Annotated in this window: 21 protein-coding genes and 2 pseudogenes; 17 read left to right on the top strand and 6 right to left on the bottom strand. The window is 68.2% G+C overall.

The genetic code is table 11. From position 1 onward, the window contains the following. Nucleotides 1-210: 210 nt before the first annotated feature. Nucleotides 211-765 carry a YdeI/OmpD-associated family protein gene (locus JF886_RS09155; protein ID WP_337311721.1) on the bottom strand — a complete coding sequence of 185 codons (555 nt, stop codon included), beginning with the start codon at nt 763-765 and terminating at the stop codon, nt 211-213. 114 nt (nt 766-879) lie between these two features. Continuing rightward, nucleotides 880-1,806 (bottom strand): phosphatase PAP2 family protein, encoded by a 927-nt coding sequence (locus tag JF886_RS09150; RefSeq protein ID WP_337311720.1) that lies wholly within the window; start codon nt 1,804-1,806, stop codon nt 880-882. A 67-nt stretch (nt 1,807-1,873) separates the two neighbouring features. On the opposite strand from JF886_RS09150, the gene JF886_RS09145 reads away from it, so the two are divergent. Continuing rightward, nucleotides 1,874-2,542 carry a phosphatase PAP2 family protein gene (locus tag JF886_RS09145; protein WP_337311718.1) on the top strand — a complete coding sequence of 223 codons (669 nt, stop codon included), beginning with the start codon at nt 1,874-1,876 and terminating at the stop codon, nt 2,540-2,542. A gap of 517 nt (nt 2,543-3,059) precedes the next feature. Next, the gene (locus tag JF886_RS09140) at nt 3,060-4,232 is read left to right on the top strand and encodes a PAS domain-containing sensor histidine kinase (RefSeq protein ID WP_337311716.1); all 1,173 of its coding nucleotides are present in this window, start codon (nt 3,060-3,062) and stop codon (nt 4,230-4,232) included. 24 nt (nt 4,233-4,256) lie between these two features. Here JF886_RS09140 and JF886_RS09135 read toward each other — a convergent pair whose 3' ends face one another. Continuing rightward, nucleotides 4,257-4,718, bottom strand: coding sequence for a class I SAM-dependent methyltransferase (locus JF886_RS09135; protein ID WP_337311715.1), 462 nt, complete (start codon nt 4,716-4,718; stop codon nt 4,257-4,259). A 584-nt stretch (nt 4,719-5,302) separates the two neighbouring features. Here JF886_RS09135 and JF886_RS09130 point away from each other — a divergent pair. From JF886_RS09130 to JF886_RS09105, 7 genes and pseudogenes are all read left to right on the top strand, one after another. Further along, complete coding sequence (locus JF886_RS09130; protein WP_337311713.1) at nt 5,303-5,668, top strand: VOC family protein; 366 nt, start codon at nt 5,303-5,305, stop codon at nt 5,666-5,668. Between the two features lie 255 nt (nt 5,669-5,923). Then, complete coding sequence (locus JF886_RS09125; protein WP_337311712.1) at nt 5,924-6,928, top strand: NAD-dependent epimerase/dehydratase family protein; 1,005 nt, start codon at nt 5,924-5,926, stop codon at nt 6,926-6,928. 795 nt (nt 6,929-7,723) lie between these two features. Then, nucleotides 7,724-7,825: pseudogene (locus JF886_RS16940) on the top strand (MerR family DNA-binding transcriptional regulator); the annotation flags it as partial. Nucleotides 7,826-7,867: 42 nt separating this feature from the next. After that, a complete protein-coding gene (locus tag JF886_RS16935) occupies nt 7,868-8,113 on the top strand; it encodes a MerR family transcriptional regulator (RefSeq protein ID WP_502711420.1) in 246 nt (81 codons plus the stop codon). A 120-nt stretch (nt 8,114-8,233) separates the two neighbouring features. Continuing rightward, the gene (locus JF886_RS09115) at nt 8,234-11,080 is read left to right on the top strand and encodes a glycosyl hydrolase family 65 domain-containing protein (protein WP_337311707.1); all 2,847 of its coding nucleotides are present in this window, start codon (nt 8,234-8,236) and stop codon (nt 11,078-11,080) included. Between the two features lie 143 nt (nt 11,081-11,223). After that, complete coding sequence (locus JF886_RS09110) at nt 11,224-12,345, top strand: glycosyltransferase family 4 protein (RefSeq protein ID WP_337311705.1); 1,122 nt, start codon at nt 11,224-11,226, stop codon at nt 12,343-12,345. A 223-nt stretch (nt 12,346-12,568) separates the two neighbouring features. Next, nucleotides 12,569-12,907, top strand: a pseudogene (locus JF886_RS09105) (GNAT family N-acetyltransferase); the annotation flags it as partial. 309 nt (nt 12,908-13,216) lie between these two features. On the opposite strand, the gene JF886_RS09100 reads toward JF886_RS09105, so the two are convergent. Further along, a complete protein-coding gene (locus JF886_RS09100) occupies nt 13,217-14,071 on the bottom strand; it encodes a formate/nitrite transporter family protein (RefSeq protein WP_337311703.1) in 855 nt (284 codons plus the stop codon). A 598-nt stretch (nt 14,072-14,669) separates the two neighbouring features. Between JF886_RS09100 and JF886_RS09095 the strand changes: the two genes are divergently transcribed. Genes JF886_RS09095 through JF886_RS09065 form a run of 7 tightly spaced genes read left to right on the top strand, consistent with a single transcriptional unit; the run spans nt 14,670 to nt 22,546 of the window. Next, complete coding sequence (locus JF886_RS09095; protein WP_337311723.1) at nt 14,670-16,274, top strand: AMP-binding protein; 1,605 nt, start codon at nt 14,670-14,672, stop codon at nt 16,272-16,274. Continuing rightward, nucleotides 16,271-17,011 (top strand): SDR family NAD(P)-dependent oxidoreductase, encoded by a 741-nt coding sequence (locus tag JF886_RS09090; RefSeq protein ID WP_337311701.1) that lies wholly within the window; start codon nt 16,271-16,273, stop codon nt 17,009-17,011. Before JF886_RS09095 ends, JF886_RS09090 begins: the two co-directional genes overlap by 4 nt. After that, nucleotides 17,008-17,823: an enoyl-CoA hydratase family protein gene (locus JF886_RS09085; protein ID WP_337311698.1), complete on the top strand. Its 816-nt coding sequence runs from the start codon at nt 17,008-17,010 to the stop codon at nt 17,821-17,823. The genes JF886_RS09090 and JF886_RS09085 overlap by 4 nt, the downstream gene beginning before the upstream one ends. Continuing rightward, nucleotides 17,820-18,242 (top strand): RidA family protein, encoded by a 423-nt coding sequence (locus JF886_RS09080; RefSeq protein ID WP_337311696.1) that lies wholly within the window; start codon nt 17,820-17,822, stop codon nt 18,240-18,242. The genes JF886_RS09085 and JF886_RS09080 overlap by 4 nt, the downstream gene beginning before the upstream one ends. 4 nt (nt 18,243-18,246) lie before the next feature. After that, nucleotides 18,247-20,553, top strand: a complete 2,307-nt coding sequence (locus JF886_RS09075; RefSeq protein WP_337311694.1) for a bifunctional salicylyl-CoA 5-hydroxylase/oxidoreductase — start codon at nt 18,247-18,249, stop codon at nt 20,551-20,553. Continuing rightward, the gene (locus JF886_RS09070) at nt 20,550-21,686 is read left to right on the top strand and encodes an acyl-CoA dehydrogenase family protein (RefSeq protein ID WP_337311692.1); all 1,137 of its coding nucleotides are present in this window, start codon (nt 20,550-20,552) and stop codon (nt 21,684-21,686) included. Before JF886_RS09075 ends, JF886_RS09070 begins: the two co-directional genes overlap by 4 nt. Continuing rightward, the gene (locus tag JF886_RS09065) at nt 21,683-22,546 is read left to right on the top strand and encodes a PaaX family transcriptional regulator (protein WP_337311690.1); all 864 of its coding nucleotides are present in this window, start codon (nt 21,683-21,685) and stop codon (nt 22,544-22,546) included. The genes JF886_RS09070 and JF886_RS09065 overlap by 4 nt, the downstream gene beginning before the upstream one ends. Here JF886_RS09065 and JF886_RS09060 read toward each other — a convergent pair. After that, nucleotides 22,518-23,318, bottom strand: coding sequence for an alpha/beta hydrolase family protein (locus tag JF886_RS09060; RefSeq protein ID WP_337311688.1), 801 nt, complete (start codon nt 23,316-23,318; stop codon nt 22,518-22,520). The genes JF886_RS09065 and JF886_RS09060 overlap by 29 nt on opposite strands. Before the next feature lie 214 nt (nt 23,319-23,532). On the opposite strand from JF886_RS09060, the gene JF886_RS09055 reads away from it, so the two are divergent. Continuing rightward, nucleotides 23,533-24,156, top strand: coding sequence for a YceI family protein (locus tag JF886_RS09055; RefSeq protein ID WP_337311686.1), 624 nt, complete (start codon nt 23,533-23,535; stop codon nt 24,154-24,156). A 195-nt stretch (nt 24,157-24,351) separates the two neighbouring features. Here the strand turns inward: JF886_RS09055 and JF886_RS16805 are convergent, their stop codons facing one another. Then, a complete protein-coding gene (locus JF886_RS16805; RefSeq protein ID WP_350340576.1) occupies nt 24,352-24,747 on the bottom strand; it encodes a VOC family protein in 396 nt (131 codons plus the stop codon). Nucleotides 24,748-24,888: the final 141 nt, after the last annotated feature.

Genomic DNA, 24,888 nt, shown 5'->3' with positions numbered 1-24,888 from the left:
CCGCTGGTGTGGCGATCGTATTGTAGCATGTTTTAGTCATATATGACAATATCTGCATTCACGGGTCATTCGGCCACCCAGGAACGGGCTCGGAGGGCTCAGCCCAACTCAGAAGCGGCCGAGTTTTTCGGGACGAAGTAGTTAGGGGCGCGCCCAGGGAGCGCCCGCAGGTGTCCATGCGTCGGCAGTCGAGCTCGGGGCGGCGCGGGGTCAGGCGACTGCCGACGGCTCGAGAAGCCTGCCGTTTCTCGACAGATCGGGGTCGGTGCATGCGGCGAGGTTGAAACAGCAGGGCCGTCGCTTCCCGCTGTTCATCTTCGAAACACTGACCTCGACTCGTCGCTTGCGCGTGTCACCGTTGCTGGTTGCATTGACCCAGCGAACCCATTCCCAACGCGCCATGGGCGTAATGTCTTTCCAGAGATCTTGAATCTTCTGAGGGGCAGCCACCAGAGCTGTCTTCAGGTCCTGCGGCACGATCGGCTCCGGCCAGACCTTGCTGGGTTCGATGTCGAGCCTCACGGTGTCACCCGCGCTGACACGTGCCTTGCGCTGGAGCTTTCCCTCGACCCTCATCCAGTGGCCTCCAGAGCCGTCGGGTTCCAGCACCGTCTGGAACGGATGGCCATTGATCGTTCCCTGGACGGCCACCTGCCCCCGCGACGGGAGATTGTTGCTCGTCTTCTCGGGCAACCGCAGAATCGTCCATCTGTCGATCGCCTGAAGCGTGGCGTCACAACGGATGGTCGACGTGCCCTGAGTCATAGCCGTCATATGGTGACAGGCCGACGCTCGGGGCTCAGCCGACGCCGTTCAACGGCGCTCGGTCGGGAACCCCGCGGGAACATGACGGTGCCGCCGTCAAGCCCCACACCGCCCCTATGAAGGCGGCCGGCGAAGCCCCTGTTCCCCGGCACTTGCGGGGAAACCTCCTTTCGCACAAGCAACGTCGCGCGTGCCCGGCGGCCGGTTCTCGATCGAATCCGGCAAGGCCGTACCCCGTCCGAGTTGGGACTGACGATTAGAAGGCGGGTCGTCGGCATTGGGAGCGCTGCTCGCGCCTGGGCTCGCGTGGTGTTCGCGCGCCGCCATCGGAAGCCACCTGCGACTGGGAGCCGGCAGCCACCGTTCAGGCAGCCAGAGGATGAACGCCGACCAGCCCACTCCGAGCAGGATGCCGCCGATCACGTCGGTCGGCCAATGAGCGCCAGCCCACACCCGGCCGATCGAGACGAGCACTACCACGACCACGGCAAGGGACCAGATGACAGCACGCCACCGTGGCCCCACCCGCGGCGAGATGGCCGCCGCGAGCATGAGGCTCAGCCACGTGAAGAAGACCGCGTGACCGCTCGGATAGCTGTAACCATTGGAGGGATTGAGGATGCTCACAACGTCGGCGGTCGGGCGGTGACGCTGTATCGACACCTTGACGATCTGATCGATCAGGCTGCCCAGAGCACCGAGCGCCATGAGCCAGCCGGAACGCCGGTCCCAGACGAACAGCGCGACAACGACAGCTGCCCCGAACAGGTCCTGTACCAGCCCACCCGTGATGTTGGTGAACGTCATCCAGTACGTCAGCGGCCCCCATGGCACCTGCTGCACCGCGTGTGCGATGGGAACGTCGAAAGCGCTGCGCGTCCACCCGGTGAGTACGAAAAACGTGGTGACCACGAATAGGGCGAAGGCGGTGACGCACAGTGGTCCGAGCCAGCGTCGCGCAGCGGGGCCGGGTTCGCCGGCGATGATCTGGCGCGCCGCTGTACCGGCGCCCGCGTGGACGTCTTCGGGAGGCGCGGTCATCAGGACATTCTAGTTTGCGTGTCAGGAAAGCCCAGCCCGCCGGGTGCAATTCCGGGACAATCGGTCAATGCCGACGATCCCAGCGTCGCGCGTTCTGCGCCTGACCGGACCCGTCAACCGGGTCTTCATCAGCGTCGCTGCGGTAGCCGGCGTGCTCTTCGCCGTGCTGTCCGTGCTGGTGGTCCTGCACCCAGGTCCGTTTCCGTTCGATGGGCCGGCGGAGGTCGACGTCCAGGCCATCGATTTCGCACCGCTGGCTCCCTTCAACACCTTCGTGTCAGCGCTCGCCGGATTCGTGGGCGTAGGTGTGGGCGTGGGAATCATCGTCGTGACATTCATCTTTCGGAGAGCGGCGACGCCGTTTGTCGCGTTCTCCGCGGTGTACTCCGCGATCTACAACCTAGTCAACGTCATTATCCGCCGGCCGCGACCGACGGGCGTATCCCACACCACCCACGATCTGCTGGGTTACAGTTTTCCCAGCGGCCATGTGGGGTTCTTCGTGTGGGTTGGCGTCCTGGCCCTCGTGCTCCTCGCGCGCGGACTGCCGCGGGCCCTGTATATCGTTTGCGGTGTGCTGGTGGCGGTGGTGATTGTGGGCGCCGCGATCAGCCGCATGTATGTGGGGGCGCACTGGCTGAGTGACGTCGTCGGCGGCTTCCTCGTCGGCGTGTGCTGGACATCGCTGAGCCTGTCGTTTGGCCGGTTGACGGGGCCCGTCTTCTCGCCGAAATAGGCGCAGGGTCCAGCGCCACGGATCGTGCTTTCGTCGACCTGCGCCACGCGGATTCTGCCGCCACCCACGAAAGTCACAAAGCCAGGCATGATTGGTGCGATCCCGCGATGGCCGCGCCCGGGATCGCCACGACACTGGGCGTATGCACCTGCGTCTTCGCCCTTAGCCCTCGCGCGTGGCGCGACGTGGCCGGCCGGCTGCTCGGCGTCTTTGCATTAGCAGGACGTCTTTCACCCTCTCGGTGTCAATCACGCAGCGTCACCCGAGGCTCAACTCGCGGCGGCGCGCCTCCTGACCACGAGCGACCTCGATTGTGGGTTCGCGACGCGATGTCAGGGTGAGCGGCTTGTCGCAACCGTTTCGTCCTGGTCTCCACGGCGACGGCGCGGAGGTTCAGGGGGACGCTGTACGGGCTCCCGCAGGGAAGGAGCCAGTCGGGTCTTGTTGCGCCGATGTGACCCCGTATGTCCTCGCAGGCGCCAGACTGGCGCCGTTCACCGGAATCTCGATGGAGCCTATGGACGACAACGAACCTGCCGCGGAGATAGTCCCCAGCCCACTGTCCCGGCTTGACAGCCCTGATCTCTTGAAGGTCATCGTGGATTCGGCCCTCGCCGGAGTGGTGACGATGGGGGAGGACGGTCACGTCAATGGATGGGGCGCGTCGGCGGAACGCACCTTCGGGTGGACCGCCGCGGAAGCTGTCGGCAGCCGCCTCTCCGATCTCATCGTACCGGCCCGGTATCGGGAGGCTCACAACGAGGGCCTGCGGCGCTACCGCGCCACAGGGGAGGGCCCGGTGCTGGGCACCGTCATGGAGATGGAGGCGCTCCACAAGGACGGTCGAGAATTCCCCGTGGAGATACGCATCTCGCCAGCCGCGGTTGTCGACGGCGAGACCGTTTTCATCGCTTTCGCCCATGACATCACTGCGCGCCGCGAGACTGAGCGGGCTCTCGCGGCTCGGGTTGCGGAGATCGCCGCGGCGGAGGCAAGCGTCGAGGACTACGTGCGCATGATGGTCCACGAGATGCGCCAACCGCTGACGGTGGTCACCGGTTACACGGAGATCCTGCTGGGGCAGTTGGCGCCCGACGCACCGTCGAGGGCAGAGCTCGAGGTGATCCTCGAGCAGGCCGGCGAGGCTGGCGGGATGGTCGAGGATCTCCTGCTGGCAGCGCGCCTCGAGGCGGGGAGTGTGGAACCGCACCTCGAGCCCTTCCAGCTGGCTGAGGTCGTGCGGGCGGCGGTCGCCCGGGTGATGCCGCGAGCAGCCCTGCGCCGCGGCACCATCACTGCGGCTGCCATCCCTGAAGGCCTTCGGGTGCGCGCCGACCGGACGTTCACGAGACGCATTCTTGACAACCTGCTCAGCAATGCGGTCGCCTACTCGCCGAGCGCTCCCGCGGTCGATGTCACCGTGGACGTCGCCGAGGACGAGGTGAGCATCAAGGTCGCCGACCAGGGCCGCGGAATCCCGCGGGCCTTTGCCGAACGGGTCTTTGATCGGTTCGCTCGCGCCGACGAACACAATTCGCCCCCCGGCAGTGGACTGGGCCTCTACATCTCTCGGCACCTCGCGGAGCGTCAACAGGGGACCCTGGCGCTGATCTCCAGTGTCGAGGGCCGCGGCAGCATCTTTTGCCTCTGCATGAGAGCTGACCGTGAGAGCGCGCAGCGAATCCGCTGAGCAAACGTAGAGGGCCGCGCAGCCTCAGGCGAACATCCGATCCCATGCCCTGAGGTCCACGGGATGGAACCAGCGCTCATACTGCCGGCCGATTACCAGGACGCGATGAATCTCCTTGAGGGCGGGCAGAGTCGTTCCCCAGACCCCACGAAAACTGGTGACGACGTCGAAGCTTGCGTCGTCGAAAGGCAGGGCATGCATGTCGCCGGTGCGGACGTCCGCCGCCGGGTTGCGGTCTCGTGCAATGGCGACGAGGCGCGGCGAGGCGTCGATGCCGGCGGTCACGGCGCCACGGGCGCGAGCGAGCTCCAAGGCCATGCCGGAGCCGCACGCAACATCCAGCAATCGATCGCCGCCGCCGACACCAAGCAAGTGATGGACAGCGACGTACTCGCGACAGTTGGCGGGCTCGCTGAGGGTGGCGAAGTCGACGGCCTTGCGTCCCCAGCCCTCGTCGACGACGGTCCAGTCTGCTGCCTGCGTCACCGCTCCTCCTCTCGATGCTCGCTGACCACCGTCCACCGCATTGTGACGAGCCAGCTGGTCTCGGCGACGGCGGGCTGTACGATCGGGGGCGACGACGACTGCCGATTTCCTCGAGGTGGGCAGGGGCCCGCTCGTCCTCCTCATTCACTCGAGCGTGTCCACCGCCCGGCGGTGGCGTCGCCCGATGCAGGAGCTGTCGGGCGAGTTCCACCTCCGCGCCGTCAATCTCTACGGGTACGGGGCGACGCTCCCGTGGGTCTAGGAATTTCTGGCCGCTACCTTCCGGCGAAAGGCTGGGGCGCGGCCGGGACCGCGGGGGCGAGATTTGTATTCGGGAGGGGGTGAAAATGTCCTCCAGACGACTACTCACCCCCAATTGCCACAGCGTTCCACACTGGTCCCATAAGACGTCCCACGCTGATCACGCAGCGTTCTCACGGGCAACTCGGCAGTGCACCGCTAGCGGTTGAAATCCAGGAGGCGGATGGTGCGTGGGCTACGCGAGTGTGCGTCAAACTGGGGTAGACCCAGACCATGTGCGCGTCGACGGCGCGCCCTGAACCCGAGAGTCGCAGGAGCGAATCATGGCGATCAAGCGGATCTATCCGTATGTCGAAACCGATGACCTTGACGCTTCCCGAGGCTTCTACACCGAGATCTTCGGGTTGCAGGTCGCGATGGAGACTCCCGTGCTCGGCCTGCAGGCCCCGGATCTGACCTCCGCGCAGGTCATCGTCTGCCCGCGCGGCGTTGAGACTCCACAGCCACACTTCGGAATCGACGTCGGCGAACCCGAAGCCGTCGACCAAGCACACGCCCGCGTCAACGACCGAGGCCTGCGCGTCGTCTACCCGCTCACCAACGAACCGTGGGGCGTCCGCCGCTTTTTCGTCGAGGACCCTGACGGCCGTATCATCAACGTCCTCGCGCACCTCCCCTTCGGCGAGTAACGTAGGCGGTAATTGGTGAGGTTTCGTCCGTCCAGAACGCTGCCCCCATCTCGCTCGAGAGTACATCGCCGACGCGCGCACCTGGACCCTCGTGGCCATGGCGATGACGCTGGCCGTAGGGCGGCCTTACCCAAAGGACGAGTTGAGGTTTCCCGCGGCCGGTTGGTCGGTCACGGGAGAACCAGCAGCGCCGCCTTTGGTCGTCCGGCGCACAACGATCGGCACTGACATCGCGAGGGACCAGGTTCGTTGCACATGCGCCTCCTGATCCTCGGCGGAACCGCGTGGCTAGGCGGGTACATCACATCGACTGCGCTGGAGTTGGGCCACCAGGTGACTTGCCTGGCCCGAGGGGCCTCGGGTCCGGTGGCCGCAGGCGCGGCTTTCGTGCGGGCCGATCGGGAGCGACCAGACGCCTACGACGAGGTCGCTGCTGAGCGTTGGGACGTAGTCGTGGACGTGTCCCGACAACCCGGTCAGGTCCAGCGAGCGGCGGCGGCACTGGTGCGTCGCAGCAGGTCGTTCGTCTTCGTCTCGTCCGCCAACGTCTATGCCGACCACAGCTCACCGGGGCAAGACGAGACGAAGACGCTGCTTCCTCCGCTGGTAGGCAACATCATGGAGAGCATGGCGGTGTACGGCGAAGCCAAGGTGGCCTGTGAGCAGCACGTGATGGACGCTTACGGCCCGGAACGCACGGTCATCGCCCGAGTGGGGCTCATCGGCGGTCCGGGCGACGTCTTCGACCGCACCGGGTACTGGCCGCTGCGCTTCGCGCGGCCCGCTCGTGAGGACGGTAAGGTACTGGTCCCCGACGCGCCGACAGAGCTCACACAAGTCATCGACGTCCGTGACCTCGCTCGCTGGCTCGTAGAGGCCGGCACCAGCAGCCTACACGGGATCTTCAACACCACCGGCGAGACGATTCCGCTGTCCGAACACCTGCAGATCGCTCGTACGGTGGCCGGTCACAGTGGCCCTGTCGTCCCCGCATCCTCGGAATGGCTTCTCGCGCATCAAGTGCAACCCTGGATGGGTGATCGCTCGCTGCCACTCTGGCTTGGTGATCCTGATTGGGCAGGCTTCAATGCACGCGACAGCAGCCGCGCGCGTTCGGCGGGTTTGCGAACCCGGCCACTGGAGGACACGCTGACTGCTGGGCTTGCGTGGGAGCTCACACGGGACCTTTCCCGGCCGCGCCGGGCCGGCCTCTCGGATGACGACGAACGATCGCTGCTGGACGAGTTCAGTCCCAGATGACACGCCGCGGGCAGGCCGCCGTTGGCGACCGGCAACGATGGTCAGCCGGACACCCCGCGCACAGCCAACGACGCCTCGGCTGTCGTTCGATGAGATCGGCGACGGCCAACCCACTCGCCAGCTCCTGTGGCCTACCCATGTCACCAGTGAGACACCGACGCGGTCACGCTCCGTTTTCCTATGCAGGAACAGCTCCTGGCGTGACTTGGTATACAGGCGCTGACCAGCTGGGACATCGGCGAGGCCGATGTGGAACAACGTCTCAGGCCCCGGCTTCACGCGACTACTTTGGGTCGATGTCGAAGACGTATCGACTGCTGAGGGACCTCATAAGCTACGTGGCCGGAAGTGCCTCAAACCAAGTCCACGGAACCATCCAATCGGACTACCAGCTTCTCCCACCAACCGCTGGGAATCTGGCCGGCTTGCAGCCGATTGTGCCGGCGAACTTTACCCAAACGTCGTCGCATCCCGCCACACAAGGGGCTGACACTGGCTCAAATTGCTTCGTGTAGGATGACCCCGCTTCGACCGGGGGTTACGAAGCGGGCATTCTCATTGCTTTAGCAGGTGCCGGCAACGACCGCCGGGCCTCGCAACGGCGTCGCCTCGCCGTGGAATGATTCGGCACGGCCGATGGTGACCTGCGTCCCCAGATGCTCAGTGCGGCATGACTCGACGGCGCTGGATCCATCGCAGTGACATCCCAACGTTCGATCATGTCGAAAGCAGCCTCGAGACCGGCCAGTCGAGCGGTGCGTTGGCCGCGATCACCGACATAGACGACGCGCGCGCGTGTCCGCGCTCCGTTTTTACGAAGAGGTCGGCCTTCTCCAGCCGTCGCACCGTGTCGGCGGCAGACGTCGGTACGAGAACGGGAGTCTGCGACGCCTGGCAATCATCGGGCTCTTCCAGGACGCCGGTTTCACCCTTTCTGAGATCGCTCGACTGCTCAACGGCGGTGCCCCGCAACGGCGGCATTTTCGGGAACTCGCCGAGCACAAGCTGACTGAGCTCGATGCGCGCATCCATCGTGCCCAAGCCGCCGCCGAATTGCTCGGCGACGCGATGCGCTGTCCGTGCCGGAGCTTCGAGGAGTGCGACCTAGTCAACGACCGAATGGACCGCCAGCTCGAGGAATCCCCCGCGTCGCTGCCGGCCACCCGTCTGCCGAGAGGCGAGTAGCCGCGAGCACGACATGGCGTTCTCTCTGCTCCGGGGCGAAGCGGCGTGGTTCGGCCAAGTGCGATAGGCTGGTGGGAGGCATTCGGTCGGCCCCGGGTCCTGGGTCAAACGAGGTGCGACGTGGAGGACCTGGACGCGGCCCTGTGCAGGCGCTTCGAGGCCTGCGTGGCGGACTGGGACGGCACCCTCGTGCCCGACCGCGCGGCCGGCGCGGAACCGCTGCGCCAGGTGGTCGAGGGGCTCTGTGCGACGGGGTTCGACGTGGTCGTCATCACGGGCACGCACGTCGAGAACGTCGATGGGCAGCTGCGCGCCCGGCCGCCTGGTCCGGGGCGACTGCTCTTCTGCGTCAATCGCGGGTCCGAGGTGTTCGGGTGCTCGGAGGACGGGCTCGTGCTGATTTCGCGGCGCGAGACCACAGCCGCTGAGAACGCACAGCTGGACCGTGCCGCCGCGCTGACGGTGGAGAGGCTGGCAGCCCGCGGCCTCGAGGCCACAATCGTGGCCCAGCGGCTCAACCGGCGCAAGGTGGACATCATTCCGCTGGCAGAGTGGGCGGACCCGCCCAAGGCGCGGATTGCGGACCTGGTCGCCGCGGTCGAAGCCCGGCTCGCGTCCGCCGGGATCAAATCGGTCGAGGAGGTGGTGGCGGTAGCACACGCGGCCGCCACCGAGGCCGGCATGGTCAACGCACGGATCAGCAGCGACGCCAAATACGTGGAGATCGGGCTGACCGACAAGGCCGATGCGGCGCGCTGGACCTTCAACGACCTTTGGGCCCACGGCATCGCCGCCGGCGACGTCCTGGTGGCTGGGGACGAATTCGGTGAGCTCGGTGGCGTGCCCGGGAGCGACTCGCTCATCCTGGTCCCCGAGGCCGAGGGCGCGCTGGCCGTCACCGTGGGCGCCGAGCCGTTCGGGGCACCTCCCGGGGTGCTGGCCCTGCACGGTGGCCCTGCGCGCATGATCGAGGTCCTCGAAGACCAATTGCGCCGTCGCCGAGAGGGACAGCCACCGTCCCCGACCCGCACGCCGGGCTGGTGTGTCACTGTGGAAGGGCTCGAGCCGGAGCACGAGCGTAGCCGCGCCGCCATCCTCACCGTGGGCGACGGCCTGATCGGCACCACCGGCTCACTGTTGCTGTCACACCCGGCAGCAGCCTCGGAGACGCGCACTGCCGGTTTCTACGATGGCGAGGGCGCGGAGGAGCACCTTCGACCATGCCCGGCATGGAATCAGCTCGACGCGGCACTGGACAGTGCGGCGCGGGTGTCGCGAGCGCTCGACCTTCGCACCGGGGTGGTCGCGTACGACGTGGCTCACAACGGCGCGACGGTGTCGGCAGTCGCGTTCAGCTCGCTGGCGGAGCCCGGAACCGCTGTGCTCTGGACCCAGGGCGATGGCGAGCTCTTGACGCAGTGCAGCGGGGCCCGGGAGTCGACGGTCACCAGCTCCCAGACCGGCAGCGTGACCGTCCACGTCAGCGACACGCGTCGGGACGGCGCCGGCGACGCGGTCGTCGAGCGGCTTGCCGTCTATGCACGAGGAGACGGCGACGCGGCGCGTGCTCGCGCCGCGCTGGTCAGCTGCAGGGGGATCAACGCGGTGCATCGCGCGCACCGCGAAGCCTGGGCCACGCGCTGGGCGGACGCGGACATCAGCCTCCGCGGTGACGACGACCTGCAGCGCGACATTCGCTTCGCGCTGTTCCAGCTGATGGGCGCCGTGGCCACCACGGGCGAGGCCGCCCTGGGTGCGCGCGGACTCAGCGGCGACGGCTACAACGGCCACGTCTTCTGGGATTCCGACGTGTTCGTGGTGCCGTTCCTGGCGGCGACCTGCCCAGCCGCCGCGCGGGCGATGATCGAGTACCGCGTTCGGCGCCTCGCCACCGCGCTCGCCCGGGCCCGCGCGCTGGGACGCGAGGGCGCCAGGTTTCCCTGGGAGTCGGCGAGCAGCGGCCGGGAGATCACCCCAACGATGGTGATCGGACCACGCGGGGAGAGGGTCGTGGTGCGCACCGGCGAGATGGAGGAGCACATCGTCGCCGACGTCGCATGGGCCGCCTGCCGGTACGCGGACTGGAGCGGTGACCGCTCATTCGAGAGCGGTCCGTTCGTCCGGTTGCTGGTGGAGACCGCGCGCTACTGGGCATCGCGGATCGAGTCCGACGCCGACGGCTCGGCGCACATCCGCCACGTGATCGGCCCCGACGAGTACCACGACGACGTCGACGACAACGCGTTCACCAACGTGATCGCCCGCTGGAACCTGCGTGCCGCCGCAATGCGCGCCGGCGCGCATTGCGACAACGATGAGGTGCGGCGTTGGAACGCACTCGCCGACCGGCTGGTCGACGGCCTGGATGCACAGACTCTGGTCTACGAGCAGTTCACCGGTTTCTCCGGGCTGACACCGTTCCCGCTGCGCGAAAAATATGGACCCGGGCCGATCGCCGCCGACTCGCTGATCGGCTTCGATCGCGTCCAGACGCTACAGGTCGTCAAGCAGGCCGACACGCTGATGCTCCACCTGATGCTGCCGGGTGAGGTCCATCAGGGTTCGCTCGGGCCCAACCTCGACAGGTATCTGCCGATCACGGCTCACGGCAGCTCGCTGTCCCCGGCGGTGCACGCTGCCCTGCTGGCGCGGATGTCGCGTCACGCAGAGGCGCTCGAACTGCTGCGCTTCGCCGCGGGCATTGACCTCGACGAGGCGTCCAACCCGGCGGCACGCGGCCTGCACGTGGCCACGATGGGCGGGGTCTGGCTGGCCATGGCCGAGGGTTTTGCGGGTATCCAGGCCGACGGAGACGGCCTGCTGGTTCGCCCGCGCATCCCCGAGGCGTGGGAGTCGCTCACCGTCAACGTCGTCTACCGCGGGGTTCGCGTGCGGGTGCGGATCCGCGGCCGCGAGGTGACCGTCGACACCGATCGACCGATGCGCGTGGTGATCGCCCGCGACTGACGAGCCGGCTCCGTCTGCACGGCGACGCGCAGACAGCTTCCCATGTGCGGTACCGGCGCGGTAGAGTTGCATGTGACGAGTGCCGCCGACGGAAAGGGAGGCACCGACGTGTACGTTAAATTGCGCGTGTTGCAGGGTGCCGCATGACACAACGCCATGTGGTGGTGGTGGCTCCGCCGTGGTACCCGGTGCCCCCTGACGGATATGGCGGGATCGAACTGGTCGTCGCGCTGCTCTGTGATGCGCTCCGGGGCGCCGGGCACCAGGTTACGCTGCTGGCGGCGGAGGGATCGCGGCCCGACGCGATGGTCCTCGCGCCTCGCTCCTGGCGCGGCGACCTCGGACGACCTGAAGAGCGGCTGCGTGAGCTCACCTATGCGGCGCGGGTTGCTGACGCCCTCGAGGACCTCGGCCGGATCGATGTGATCCACGATCACTGCGGCTTCGCCACCCTGATGGCGACATGCGCCGCCGACCTCGCCCCGGTGCTCCACACCGTGCACGGCGACATCCCCGAGACCTATTCCGCGTTCTACTCATCGATGGCGCGACGCGCACACTTCGTGTCGATCAGCGTGGCCCAGCGTCGCGGCATGCCGGAACTGCCCTGGATCGGCACCGTTCACAATGCGGTCGACGTCGACTCACTGCGAGTCACCGCCTCCAAGGAGCCGTACCTGCTGTGCTTGGCACGAATCTGCCCGGACAAGGGTCAGCAGGTGGCAATCGAGGCGGCGCGACGCTCCGGAATGCGGCTGGTGCTGGCTGGAAAGGTGGAGGATATCCCCGAGGCCGCCGACTACTTCGATCGCCTCGTTGCGCCCGCCATCGACGGCGATCGCGTCGTGCACATTGCCAATGTCGCCGGCGCCGAGAAGGCGCGGCTGCTGTCACACGCCTCCGCACTGCTGGCCCCACTGCAGTGGGAAGAGCCCTTTGGCTTGGCGATGGTCGAGGCGATGGCCAGCGGGACACCGGTGATCGCCATGGCCCGTGGGGCTGCGCCGGAGCTCGTCACCGAGGGCGTGACCGGCTTCCTGGTGGACGACGTCGATGGCATGGTGGCCGCTGTGCCACGGACCACGCAGGTCGACCCGTGGCGGTGTGCGGAGGTGACACGCACCCGGTTCGGCCCGGACGCGATGGCCGCCGCCTACCTCCGCCTCTACGAGACTCTGATCTGGAAGCCGCCGGTCGTTGCCTCTCCTGCGCACGGTGCGGACGACGCCGAGGCGGCGGTGCTCGCGGGTCGCGGCAACCGGTAGCCGCCCCACCCACCGCTCTACGAGGACCGTCCCCAACTGGGGCGTCGCCGACTGAGCAGCTAACTGACAGCGCCAACGGTGTTCGGGCGAAGTGGCTCATTCCGTGCTGGCGGCGCGGTGCGCACCGGCCACCGCCACGTTGGGAGGCGCGGACCATCGTGGTGGTGGCCTGTACGTCAAGATCGTCGCCGACTAGGCAACGGGACGGGAGAAGGGTCGCGAGGCCGCGTGGATCGCCGAGGTCGACGGCCGCAGGGTCGGATGCGTGTTCTGTGTGGCCAGGGACGCGGAGGTCGCGCAGTTGCGGATCCTTTTGGTGGACCCCGTTGCTCGCGGCCTTGGTATCGGGCGGCGACTGGTCGAGGAGTGTGTCCAGTTCGCCCGGAAGGTCGGATACCAGCGCGTGGTCCTCTGGACGAACCACCCATTGGTGTCCGCGGCTCGGATCTACGTTGCGGCCGGTTTCACCCTGGCCACTGAGGAACATCACCACAGCTTTGGGGTCGACCTCGTCGGTCAGGTCTACGAACTCGACCTGGCCACCGGACGCGGCCGACATTGAGCCTGCGCTCGGGGGATCGTCGCGCGCCGTCAGCAGCCCGGGGGCAACCGCGTGCGTGGGTGGCGTCACGGTCCTTGGTGGGCGTCGTCGGTATCGGAGCTGTGTTCCTCGCGTCTTGTTGATGAGATGCACGAACGCCTGGAGTTGTGCGCGCAGGTCCGGGTAGAGGTCGCCGGTGTCGGGGAAGGCCAGCGCCCGCGACCGACGCCCGTATGCATCGAATGCCAGAGCCCTTGCGGGCGTGTGCCTGCCGCCGGCCCGCATTGGCGGCGACCGCCCAAGCCCCGAATGGTCACCGCCCGCCAGCTGTTACGGCGCTCGGCTCGTGCGGGCCTTCTCGCTCGTTTGCGCGAGCCGGAAGATCGTGACCAGACCCACGCCGCCAACGAGGTTCCCGGCCGTGGTGATACCCATCCAGGCGGCAACCTCAAGCCATGAATGGCTGGTGTGCTGGAAGCCTACGAAGATCAGCGCGGCGCCAACCACCGTGTGCGAGGTGTTGGCCGCGAAGACCACAAAACCGGCAGCCCAGATGACCAGGATCTTGCCTAGGACATTGCGGACGGCGAGGACGAGCCAAGTCAGCACGGTCATGATGAGGCCGGCCAGAACGGCTGACACGAAAACGGCCAACAAGGGCAGGTTCAACTTGTAGTCAGCGTAGGCGGTGTAGCCAGCAATGATGGGCGCGCCAATCGCCTCGGGCACAGACAACATCGCCGCCATGGCAACGCAGCCAAACATGTTGCCGACCCACGAGACTGCCCAGAGCCGTAGCAGATCAACCGCCCTACCATCACCCTTGACTACGGCCACCACCGGGATCAGGAAGTTTTCGGTGAAGAGCTCGGATCGACCCAAGATGACGAAGACAAAGCCAATCGGAAAGACGACTCCTGCCAAGACCAGCGCTGCGTACAGCCCTGCGCGAGGTGCGGCGCCGAGGAGCGCTCCGATGACCACCGCCGCCGCGAGGCCGCCAAGGGAGACCTCGACCCCGCCAATGATGGCGGTGATCAGGATATCGGCAGTGCTGCGTCCCAATCGCGCCTCGCCGACCGCCGACCCGCGCTCGATGACGTCGTCGGGCTCCTCGCCGAGAACCTCGTCGACCGGAAGGCTGTCGTCTTCTCCCGCTTTCGGCCTGTTCGCGGTGCGAGCCATCGGATCAGATTGTGGCCTGCCGTCGACCGAGGCGCTTGCGGGGCAGATGGCGGCGGACGCCAGCCACCCGGATCCCATTGGCTTGACCGTTGGGCGCATCGGGCCGGCCTTCCCTCGTATGGCACGTATCGGTGGGTGGGTCAGAAGCGGACAGACAGCGCGGGTGCGGCCGGTTCCTCTCCTCCGAAGACGATGGGGCGGTCTGACTGCGGGCGCCCTCGCTGAGAGCGCGCACGTTCGACCCCAGGAACCTGGTCAGCGGGTTTGGAGGCGTGAGCGCGGTGCAGTCGGTGCGGTGCACCTGCTCGTTTGGATGAGGACGCGGTGCTCGGGAGGCACGCGCACTGCACGCCGGCGCGCGTAGTCGTATGCCGATTGGCCGGTGTAGTGGGTCCAGGATTTCCCAGACCGCTACTCTCGGCCGGACCGACGTGGTCCAGATCCGACCGCAGCGGCGCGATTTCCGGGGACCGCCCGCGAAGGCCGGACCTGCCATCACGGTAGATTGACGACCGTCAGCAAACCGTGATAGCGTCGCGGCAGCCAGGACGGGCGGCGTCCAGGAGGACGTCGCGGCGCCGGGCGAGGAGGCGATCAGATCACGCGGTCCGCGCACGTCGACAGCTTCGCCCGGGACCACCTCCCGCCGCGCCAGCAGTGGCCCAAGCTGATCTTCGGCCTGCCCGAGCTGCTCTACCCCGAACAGCTCAACTGCGCGCATGAGCTGCTGGACGCCACCGCCGCGCGCCTCGGCGGCGACCGCCGCTGCCTGGTCACCGACAGCGTGACGTGGACGTACGCGGACCTGCTGCGCCACACCAACCGGATCGCCAACGTGCTCGTCAGGGACCTCGGACTGGTGCCGGGCAACCGCGTGCTGATGCGTGGCACCAACAATCCCTGGCAGGTCGCGTGCTGGCTGGCTGTCCTCAAGGCCGGTGGGGTGGTGGTGAGCACGATGCCGCTGCTGCGCGCCGGCGAGCTTCGGCCGGTCATCGAGGCGGCCCAGCCGTCCCTGGCGATCTGTGATGTCGGCCTCGCCGATGAGCTCGTCGCCGCCGGAACCGGCGGGGCGGCGATCGTCCCGGTGGGGGGTGGCGGCGCCGACGACATGACCGTCCGAGCAGCGTCGCGGCCCGACAGCTTCGCGGCCGTGCCGACCGCAGCGGACGACGTGGCGCTCATTGCTTTCACCTCCGGGACCACGGGGCGGCCGAAGGGCTGCATGCACTTCCATCGCGATGTGCTGGCCATCGCCGACACGTTCTCGAGCCACGTTCTGCGCCCGCACTGCGACAGCCTGTTCGTGGCCAGCCCGCCGATGGCCTTCACGTACGGGCTCGGCGGCATGTTGGTGTTCCCGCTGCGTGTCGGCGCCGCCAGCCTGCTGCCGGAGAAGACGGCGCCGCCGCTGCTCGCCGAGGCGATCGCGCGCCACCGCGCCACCGCGGTGTTCACCGCGCCGACCGCGTACCGCGCCATGCTCCGCCTGCCCGGAGTCGCGCTCGATTCGCTCGAACACTGCGTCTCGGCAGGCGAGCACCTGCCCGCCGCGACCTGGGAGGCGTGGCGAGAGGCGACGGGGCAGCGCATCATCGACGGCATCGGCGCCACCGAGATGCTGCACATCTTCATCTCAGCGTCCGCTGATGAGGTGCGACCCGGGTCCACCGGGCGCGCTGTGCCCGGCTTTCGCGCACGCGTCGTCGATGACGATGGACAGCCCGTCGCCGACGGAGACGTCGGCCGCCTCCAGGTGCAGGGACCGGTCGGCTGCCGCTACCTCTCCGACGAGCGCCAGCTGGAGTACGTGCGCGACGGCTGGAACGTCACCGGCGACTCGTACGTGCGTGACGAGGACGGCTACTACTGGTACCAGGCGCGCACCGACGACATGATCATCTCGTCGGGCTACAACATCGCCGGGCCGGAGGTGGAAGGTGCGCTGCTGCGACACCCTGACGTGGCCGAAGCGGCCGTGGTCGGCGTGCCTGATGAGGATCGCGGAACGGTGGTGAAGGCGTTCGTCGTCCTCGCCGCGGACACCGAGGCGTCGGCCGTCAGCGCGCGCCTCCTCCAGGACTTCGTTAAGCACCAGATTGCGCCGTACAAGTATCCGCGGGTCATCGAGTTCGTCGAAGCGCTGCCGCGTACCTCCAGCGGCAAGGTGCAGCGCTTCCGACTCCGCGAGCAGGTGAGATGACGGTTGCAGTGGTGACGGGCGCCTCGCGTGGCATCGGTCGCGCGATCACGCAGGACCTCGCATCGCGCGGTCACCAAGTTGTCGCTATGGCGCGCAATCGGACGGCGCTCGAAGCGCTGGCCCGTGAGGCTGCCGGCGACGTGGTCCCGATCGTGTGCGATGTGAGCGACGAGAACGCTGTCAACGAGGCGTTCGCCGGCCTGGGCGATGTCGACATCCTGGTGAACAATGCCGGGGCAGCGACGTCGAACCCTGTTCACCGAACCACGCTAACGCAGTGGGACGAGATGCTGCGTGTCAACGCCACTGGCCCATTCCTCTGCACGCGCGCGGTGCTCCGCGGGATGCGCCAGCGGGACCACGGGCGGATCGTCACCATCGCGTCGGTGGCGGGACTGTCCGGGGGCCGGTACATCGCCGCCTACGCAGCCTCGAAGCACGCGGCGGTCGGGTTGATACGCGTGGTCGCCGCCGAGGTGCGAGGCAGTGGGGTCACCGCCAACGCCGTGTGCCCCTCGTACGTGCGCACCGCGATGACGGACAACACCGTCGCCGCCATCGAGGAGCGCAGCGGTGGGGCGGCCGGTTCGGGGGAGGCGATCCTGGTGGCGCAGATGGGACTCGGCCGGTTGATCGAGCCGGAGGAGGTCGCCGCCGCAGTTGCCTACCTGGTGTCGCCGGCGGCGGCGGCCGTCAACGGCGAGGTTATCGTCATCGACGGCGGAGGTGGCGAGTGAGCTCTATCGCCACGCCGCGCCAGTGGACGAACTTCCGCGTCGTGGTGCGCCGCGGGGTCATGGCGATCGCACTGGACCGACCCGACCGTCTCAACGCGCTTACGTTCGACGTCTACGCCGACCTGCGCGACCTCTTCGCGGACCTGCGCGAGCGCGAGGACGTGGGGGCGGTGACGCTGACCGGGAGCGGACGCGGGTTCTGCTCCGGTGGTGACGTCGACGAGATCATCAGGCCGCTGCTCGACGCGGACGCGCAGCGGCGGCTCGAGTTCACGCGCATGACCGGCGCCGTGATCGAGAACATGCGGCGGTGCCCGCAGCCGGTCATCGCCGCCGTCAACGGTGTGGCGGCCGGGGCCGGTGCGGTGCTCGCCCTGGCCGCCGACTTCCGCCTGCTCGTTCCCACCGCAACGTTCCGCTTCCTGTTCACGCAGGTGGGCCTCTCCGGCGGTGACATGGGCGCCGCCTACCTGCTCCCACGAGTGGTCGGGCTGGCACGGGCCACCGAGATCCTCATGCTCGGCGATCCCGTGGGCGCTCAACGTGCGCTGGAGATCGGTCTTGCCAATGGCATCGTCGACGCGTCTGCGTTGCAGGACGAGGCCGCGGCACTCGCGGACCGCATCGCCTCGGGGCCGCGACGGGCGTACGCGGCGACCAAGCAGATGCTCACCGACGAGCAGGACATGGACCTCGCCCGCGCCATCGAGCACGAGGCCCTCGCGCAGGCGCAGCTCATGGAGACGGACGACCATCGCGAGTTCCACGCGGCCTTCAGCGAGCGGCGGCCGCCGCGCTGGAGCGGCCGGTGAGCGAGACCCCTCACACACTCATCAACCCCGCCGAGCTCGGCGCGGCGGCAGGGTTCAGCCATGGTGTGCTGGCGGGCCCGGGCCGCGCCCTGTACATCGCGGGCCAGGTCGGCGCGGATGACGGCGGAGCGGTCGTCGGCGGCGGCATCGTCGCTCAGTTCGATGCGGCCCTGGGGCGAATTGTTGCCGTGGTGAGCCATGCCGGTGGCGCGTCGGAGCACGTGGTGTCGATGACCATCTACACGACGGTGCTCGACGACTACCGATCCAAACGCGGAGAGGTTGGCGCCGCGTACCGACGACACTTCGGGCGGCACTTCCCCGCCATGGCTCTCGTGGGCGTCACCGAGCTTGTGGACCCAGCGGCCGTGGTCGAGATCAGCGCCGTCGCCGTGGTGCCTGTGGCGACCTGGATGTGAGCTCGTGAACATCGTCTGCGTCGGCGGCGGACCCGGCGGCTTGCTCTTTGCCATCCTCTCGCGGCTGGCCGACGACGGGAACGCCGTCGAGGTTCGCGAGCGCAACCGTGCCGACGACCCGTTCGGTTTCGGTGTTGTTTTCTCGGACGAGACACTGACCAACCTGCGCGGCGCCGACCCGGCGACGTTCGCGCGCATCGAGGCAGAGATGCGCTACTGGACGGAGATCGACATCGATCTCGGCGGCCGCTTGATGCGTTCCGGCGGACACGGCTTCGCCGCGTTGGAGCGGCGCCGCCTGCTCGCGATCCTCTCCGAGCGTGCCGTCGAGGTGGGTGTGCGGGTGCGCTACTCGTCGACCTCGACCGACCTGGCACGCTTACGCGCTGAGCACGACCTGGTTGTGGCGACCGACGGGGTGAACAGCCAGCTGCGGGCCGCCGGCGCCGCGGTGTTCCAACCGGTGCTCGAGGTCGGCAGCGCGCGCTACGTGTGGCTGGCCACCACGCATTGCTTCGAGCGCTTCTCGTTCATCTTCCGCGACACCGAAGCGGGGCCGGTTCAGGCGCACGCCTACCCGTACAGCGATGGCATGGCGTCGTTCATCGTCGAGGTGGAGGAGGCGACCTGGCAACGCACCGGGCTCGACGACCGGGTGGCCAACCTGGCGCCCGGTGCGAGCGATCCCTCCGCCCTCGCGTTCGCAGAGCGCGTCTTCGCGCGGGACCTCGCCGGGCACGGGGTGATCGGCAACAACTCGCGGTGGATGCGCTTCACCACGGTGAGCAACCGCACCTGGCGAGACGGCAACGTCGTGCTGCTTGGCGACGCCGCGCACACCGCGCACTTCTCGGTGGGGTCGGGCACCAAGCTTGCCATGGAGGATGCGATCTCGCTGGCGTCCGCCCTGCGCGCCACTGCGTCGCTGGACGACGCTCTGGTGGCGTACGAGACGGAGCGGCGGCCGCTGGTGGAGAGCACCCAGCGCGCCGCGCGCACCAGCCAGGAGTGGTTCGAGGGCGTGCGTCGCTACCTCCCTCTGGCGCCCGAGAACTTCGCGTTCCAGCTGATGACCCGCTCACAACGCATTACGTTCGACAACCTGCGCATGCGCGACACCGGTTTTGTCGATCGCAGCCTGCACTCGTTCTGGGGCGCCGCCCCGCAGAACCTCCGTCCCGAAAATCGCGACACGCCGCCGCTCTTCTACCCATTCCAACTGCGCGACATGCGGCTGCTCAACCGCGTGGTGGTGTCGTCGATGGCGCAGTACTCGGCCGAGGACGGTGTCCCTGACGACTGGCACCTCGTGCATCTGGGCAGCCGGGCGGTCGGCGGGGCGGGTCTGGTGATGACCGAGATGACCTGCGTCTCGCCCGAGGGCAGGATCACCCCGGGGTGCACGGGCCTGTGGAACGACACGCAGGAGAGCGCGTGGCAGCGGATCGTCGTGTTCGTGCACGAGAACAGCCAGGCGCGCATCGGCCTGCAGCTCGGCCACTCTGGGCGCAAGGGCTCCACCAAGGCAATGTGGGAGGGAGACGACATCCCGCTGGACGATGGCAACTGGCGCTTGCTCGCCCCCTCGCCGATCCCGTACCGGGCTGGCCTGCAGACGCCGGTGGAGATGACGCGCGCTGACATGGAGATGGTCACCTCGCAGTTCGTCCGCGCCGCACAGCGTGGGGCCGCCGCCGGCTTCGACCTCCTCGAACTCCACTGGGGGCACGGCTACCTGCTGTCGTCGTTCCTCTCGCCGTTCACCAACCGCCGCGCCGATGCGTACGGTGGATCGCCGCAAGCGCGCAGCCGCTACCCGCTCGAGGTCCTCGACGCCGTGCGCGCGGTGTGGCCCGCGGCCCGGCCCATGTCGGTGCGCATCTCGGCGACAGACTGGCTGGCCGGCGGTTTCAACGCCGACGACGCCTGCGTGCTCGCGGCTGCACTCCGTGACCATGGGTGCGACATCGTCGACGTCTCCAGCGGTCAGGTCGACCCCGCCGAACAGCCACGTCACGGCCGGCTCTGGCAGACACCGTTCAGCGATCGCATCCGCCAAGAGGTGGGGATTCCCACCATCGCGGTGGGCGGCATCGCGAGCGTCGACGACGTCAACACCATCCTGCTCGCGGGCCGAAGCGACCTGGTCGCGCTGGCCCGACCGCACCTCGTCGATCCGTACTGGACTCTCAACGCCGCCATCGACCTGGAGTATCCCGGGCACAGATGGCCCGTCCAGTACGTGTCGGGAAAGACCGCGCGACGCCGTGAGCAGACCGCCATGGCCGCGCGCGAGAGGGACGCGAGGTGACCGCGTTGCCGTCGACGCCCAACGACATCGTTCGACTGGCTCGCGAGCAGCTGGCGCCGGTTGCGGCCCGCGGTGCCCCGGGCCGTGTCAATCGCGAGCTGCTCGGCGCGCTGCACGACACTGGGCTGCTCGCCCGCGCGTTTCCGAGCAGCGTCGGCGGCACCCAGCCCGGTGCCGTGTCTGCGCTCGAGCTCTGTGTGCTCAGGGAGGCCTTGGCCCGAGGTTGTGTCGAGGCGGAGACGGCGCTCGCCATGCAGGCGTTGGGCGCGTATCCCATCCTGCAGTCGGGAACGCCCGCCACCGTCGAGCGCTGGGTGCCGGGAGTCTGCGCCGGTGAGATGGTCGCGGCGTTCGCGCTCTCCGAGTCGGGGGCCGGCTCCGACGCCGCCGCGCTCGAGCTCCGCGCCGAGCCCGCAGGAGGAGGCTACGTGCTCAACGGCACCAAGACCTGGATCTCCAACGCGCCCGATGCCGACGTGTACACCGTCTTCGCGCGCACCAGCGGCGTCCGCGCGCGGGGCGTCACCGCGTTCGCGGTCGACGGCCACGCTCCCGGCGTGTCAGGGACGCCCCTGGAGATGGTCTCCGGTCACCCGATCGGGGAGGTGACGTTCAACGACGTCAACGTCTCCAGCGACGCCGTGCTCGGCGAGGTCGACGCCGGGTTCGCCGTCGCCATGCGCACTCTCGACCTGTTCCGACCGAGCGTCGGTGCGTTCGCGGTGGGGATGGCACAAGCCGCTCTGGACGCCGCGCTCGACCACGCGCGAACCCGCCAAGCATTCGGAGGAGTGCTGTTCGACATGCAATCCGTGGCGCACCGGCTCGCCGACATGGCGATCGCGGTGCACGCTTCGCGCCTCATGGTGCTCGACGCCGCGCGCGGCTACGACAGCGGCGTACCGGACGTGACCATGCGCTCCTCGATGGCCAAGCTGTTCGCCACCGAGGCGGCGCAGGGCGTTGTGGACGGCGCTGTCCAGATCCACGGGGCCTCGGCGCTGGAGCGCGGTCACCTGCTCGAACACCTCTATCGCGATGTGCGCGCTCCACGCATCTACGAGGGCCCCACCGAGCTGCAGCGAACCATCATCGCCCGCCGCTTGAGGTCGTCCACGGGGACCACGGCGTGACGCCGGCGGGCAACGGCGCGGCCGGCTCCGTGGGCCAGCCGTCGACGCGGTCGCTGATCCTCGACATTTACGGGGCGGAGATCCGCGCGCTCGGCGGATGGCTGGCCATCGCCGCGCTGGTCGCGCTCATGGCGGACCTCGGCCACGACGCACAGGCGGTGCGGGCTGCGGTGTCGCGCATGAAGGCGTCGGCCCTGCTGACTGCGGACACGCGCGACGGCGTGGCGGGCTACCGCCTCACGGAGTCCGCCCTGGAGATCCTGCGTGACGGCGACCAACGGCTCTTCCAAGCCTCCGCACCGCCGGGCCTCGACGACGGGTGGGTGGTGGCCGTCTTCTCCGTGCCCGAGCAGAGCCGTGAGCGCCGTCACCGGCTGCGCGCCCTGCTGATCCGGCTCGGCTTCGGGCAGGTGACGCCGGGCGCGTGGATGGCGCCGTCGCGCATCGAGAGGGAGGCCCGGCGCCTGCTCGACCGAGCCCAGCTGGCGCAGTACGTGAGTCTGTTCGAGGGCGACTACCGGGGCTGCGCCGAGATCGGCACCGTCGCGGCGCGCGCCTGGGACATGGGTGCCATGGACCGCCAGTACCGCGAGTTCATCGCTAAGCACCGGCGCACCGCTCGCACGTGGCGGGCTCGTCAGCGCGACAACCGGCGCGCCTTCATCGACTACATGGAAGTGCTCGCCGCGTGGCGGCCGGTCGCCTACCTCGACCCCGGGCTCCCCGGCGAACTCCTGCCTGCGCGATGGAGCGGAGACGCGGCGCGTGGCCTGTTTGCCGAGCTGCACGCCACGCTCGCCACGCGCGCCGGCGCCCATGTCGAGGCAATCGTCAGCGAGGCTCGGGCGGAGGAGGCGTGACCCCGGCCGAGCCGGCTTTGTCGCGGGCGATGGCCGCGACCCAGGACTGAGCACGGCGGTTGGATGGCGTGCGCGGGTCGATCGGCTCGAAGTGGTCGACACCTTCGAGAAGCTCGAGCTCACCGGTGTCCCCCGCCGCCCGGGCGAGCTCGTGGAACTGGGCGCTGAGCTGCCAGGGAACCGAGTCGTCCTGCAGGCCGTGGAGCAGCAGGTACGGGACCCTCAGTGGCAGGAGGTGCGGCGGGGAGGCTTCCGTGTAGAGGTCGGGAAGCGCGTCTGGGCCACCGCCGACGAAGTCGAGCGCCGCGCCGTTGCTGAGACGGAGTCGCGCCGCCTCCTCGAGGTCGCACAGACCGCCGAGTGAGACGACACCGGCCAGGGCCGACGAAGGGTCGCCGCGGTGGGTGTGTCGGCCGGCGGCGGTGAGCGCCAGGTGGCCGCCTGCCGAGTGGCCGAGCAGCACGAGCGGGACCCCGTGGTGGCCGCGCTCGGCGAGCAGCGTGGCCAGGGAGTCAATGGCGGCGGCGACGTCGTCGAGGGTCTGGGGCACCCCTCCACCGCAGCCGACGCGCCGGTACTCGACGTTCCAGGTGGCGAGACCGAGCGTCACGAGCGCATCGGCCAGCGGCTCCATGAGGTCGCGCCGGTACCTCGCGCGCCAGTAGCCGCCGTGGAGCACGACCACGGCGCCGAGCGGTTCCCCCGCCGGAAGACGGAGGTCGGCTACGCACTCAGGGCTCTGGCCGTAGCTGTGGGTGGAGAAGTCGTTCATCAGGAGGAGCGATCGCTTCCGAGATCACGCTGCGCCGAGAGCCTACGGCTGCCCGCGGCGTTGGCCATCACGCCACCCGCGCTGCGGGTCATCTCCTCCTCGGAGATGTCCTCCACGTGGGTGGCGAGGAACCACTCGTTGCCCCCCGGTCGGCGGCGACGCGGTCGCCGTAGAATTCCCCCGTGGGCTCGCGCAGCGAAGTGGCGGAGAGGTTGTGGCACTGACGACAGGTACGTACACCATCGGCCCGGACCACGGCACGCTTCTGATCAGGACGACACGAGAGGGCGCTGCCGCCAGAATGGGTCACGACCTCACCCTCGAGGCCGCCCGCTGGAGCGCGACAGTGGTTGTGAACGCGGAGGAACCAGCCCGGTCGAGCGTGACCGCGACAGTCGATGCGGCCTCGCTTGAAGTGCGGGAAGCGCATGGCGGGGCGATCCCGCTCACCGACAAGCAGCGGGGCGAGATCGGCGCCAACATCCGCAACAAGGTGCTCAACTCCTCCAACCACCCGGAGATCTCCTTCCGCTCCACGCTGGTCGCCGGCGATGCAAAGGAGACCACGGTCAGTGGCGACCTCACCATCGCGGGGCGGTCGCGACCGGCGCAGCTCCGACTGACGTCGAGCCACGACGCGGACCGTGTCACCGGCACAGCCACCGTCGTCCAGAGCCACCATGGCATCAAGCCGTACTCCGCGATGCTCGGCGCACTCAAGGTCAGGGACGTGGTCGCGATCGAGGTGGACGTGAGGCTCCCAAGGGACTTGCGTTGGCCAGCCAATCGCTTGGCGCCCTCGCCTGCCACAGTCGACACCAAGCGGCCGCCCCGGTAGATCAGCACTCGACCATCTGCGGCAATGCGGAACTCGAAGGGGTCACGCAGCAAGGCATCGTCAGCCATCGCCGCAATACCCGCCGTACGGTGTGTTCGCATCAACCCACAGAGTTGGTTGCGAGTGTCTCCAGTCGTCCGACCACCGATCTCGGGTCAGGGTGGCGACCGGTGTCTCCATGCGAGGTCGCGCGCGTCAGTCCCAGCTGCGCGCATCCGCGGGCCACGCTGGGCTCTGGACGCTGGTGACGCAGAACTCGTTACCGCACGGGTCTTCCACGATCCACCAATGGACCTTGTCGCTTGAATGCTGTTCGACACGGCGGGCACCGAAAGCCTCGAGCCGGCACACCTCCGCCTCGACGTCATCAGTCTCGATATCGAAATGGACGCGATTCTTGGCGGTCTTGGGCTCGGGGACACGCTGGAGCTCCACGTGGAGTCCGGCCACGTTATCCTTGAGTACACCGTGGTCGTCGTGTGGTCCGTCGAGACCCCAGTTGTCGACCCTCAGAGCAGCGCTCCAGAAGGCCAGATTGGACTCCAAGTCGTCGCTGTCGATGATGAGGCTGCAGACTCGGGTGCGATGCATCTAGCAGGGTGATGAAAAAGGGGTTGACGAGTTAAACAGAAATGTGGGAGTCTCCTCACAACGGTATTCGAGGAGATCCTGCATGCGTGGCAACAGCTTCGAGCAAGTGGCAATGCTGTCGACGTTGACCCCGGACGAGTT

Source organism: Candidatus Aeolococcus gillhamiae (assembly GCF_016464765.1).
In the GTDB taxonomy this organism is placed as follows: domain Bacteria; phylum Chloroflexota; class Dormibacteria; order Aeolococcales; family Aeolococcaceae; genus Aeolococcus; species Aeolococcus gillhamiae.
The sequence above is the reverse complement of the archived record's forward strand: the minus strand, read 5'-3'. Positions and strand labels throughout refer to the sequence as shown.

Bases quoted from the DNA above. Each gene is read 5' to 3' on its own strand.
- JF886_RS09155 (WP_337311721.1), bottom strand. From the start codon at position 765: ATGACTCAGGGCACGTCGACCATCCGTTGTGACGCCACGCTTCAGGCG.
- JF886_RS09150 (WP_337311720.1), bottom strand. From the start codon at position 1,806: ATGACCGCGCCTCCCGAAGACGTCCACGCGGGCGCCGGTACAGCGGCG.
- JF886_RS09145 (WP_337311718.1), top strand. From the start codon at position 1,874: ATGCCGACGATCCCAGCGTCGCGCGTTCTGCGCCTGACCGGACCCGTC.
- JF886_RS09140 (WP_337311716.1), top strand. From the start codon at position 3,060: ATGGACGACAACGAACCTGCCGCGGAGATAGTCCCCAGCCCACTGTCC.
- JF886_RS09130 (WP_337311713.1), top strand. From the start codon at position 5,303: ATGGCGATCAAGCGGATCTATCCGTATGTCGAAACCGATGACCTTGAC.
- JF886_RS09125 (WP_337311712.1), top strand. From the start codon at position 5,924: ATGCGCCTCCTGATCCTCGGCGGAACCGCGTGGCTAGGCGGGTACATC.
- JF886_RS09110 (WP_337311705.1), top strand. From the start codon at position 11,224: ATGACACAACGCCATGTGGTGGTGGTGGCTCCGCCGTGGTACCCGGTG.
- JF886_RS09100 (WP_337311703.1), bottom strand. From the start codon at position 14,071: ATGGCTCGCACCGCGAACAGGCCGAAAGCGGGAGAAGACGACAGCCTT.
- JF886_RS09090 (WP_337311701.1), top strand. From the start codon at position 16,271: ATGACGGTTGCAGTGGTGACGGGCGCCTCGCGTGGCATCGGTCGCGCG.
- JF886_RS09060 (WP_337311688.1), bottom strand. From the start codon at position 23,318: ATGAACGACTTCTCCACCCACAGCTACGGCCAGAGCCCTGAGTGCGTA.
- JF886_RS16805 (WP_350340576.1), bottom strand. From the start codon at position 24,747: ATGCATCGCACCCGAGTCTGCAGCCTCATCATCGACAGCGACGACTTG.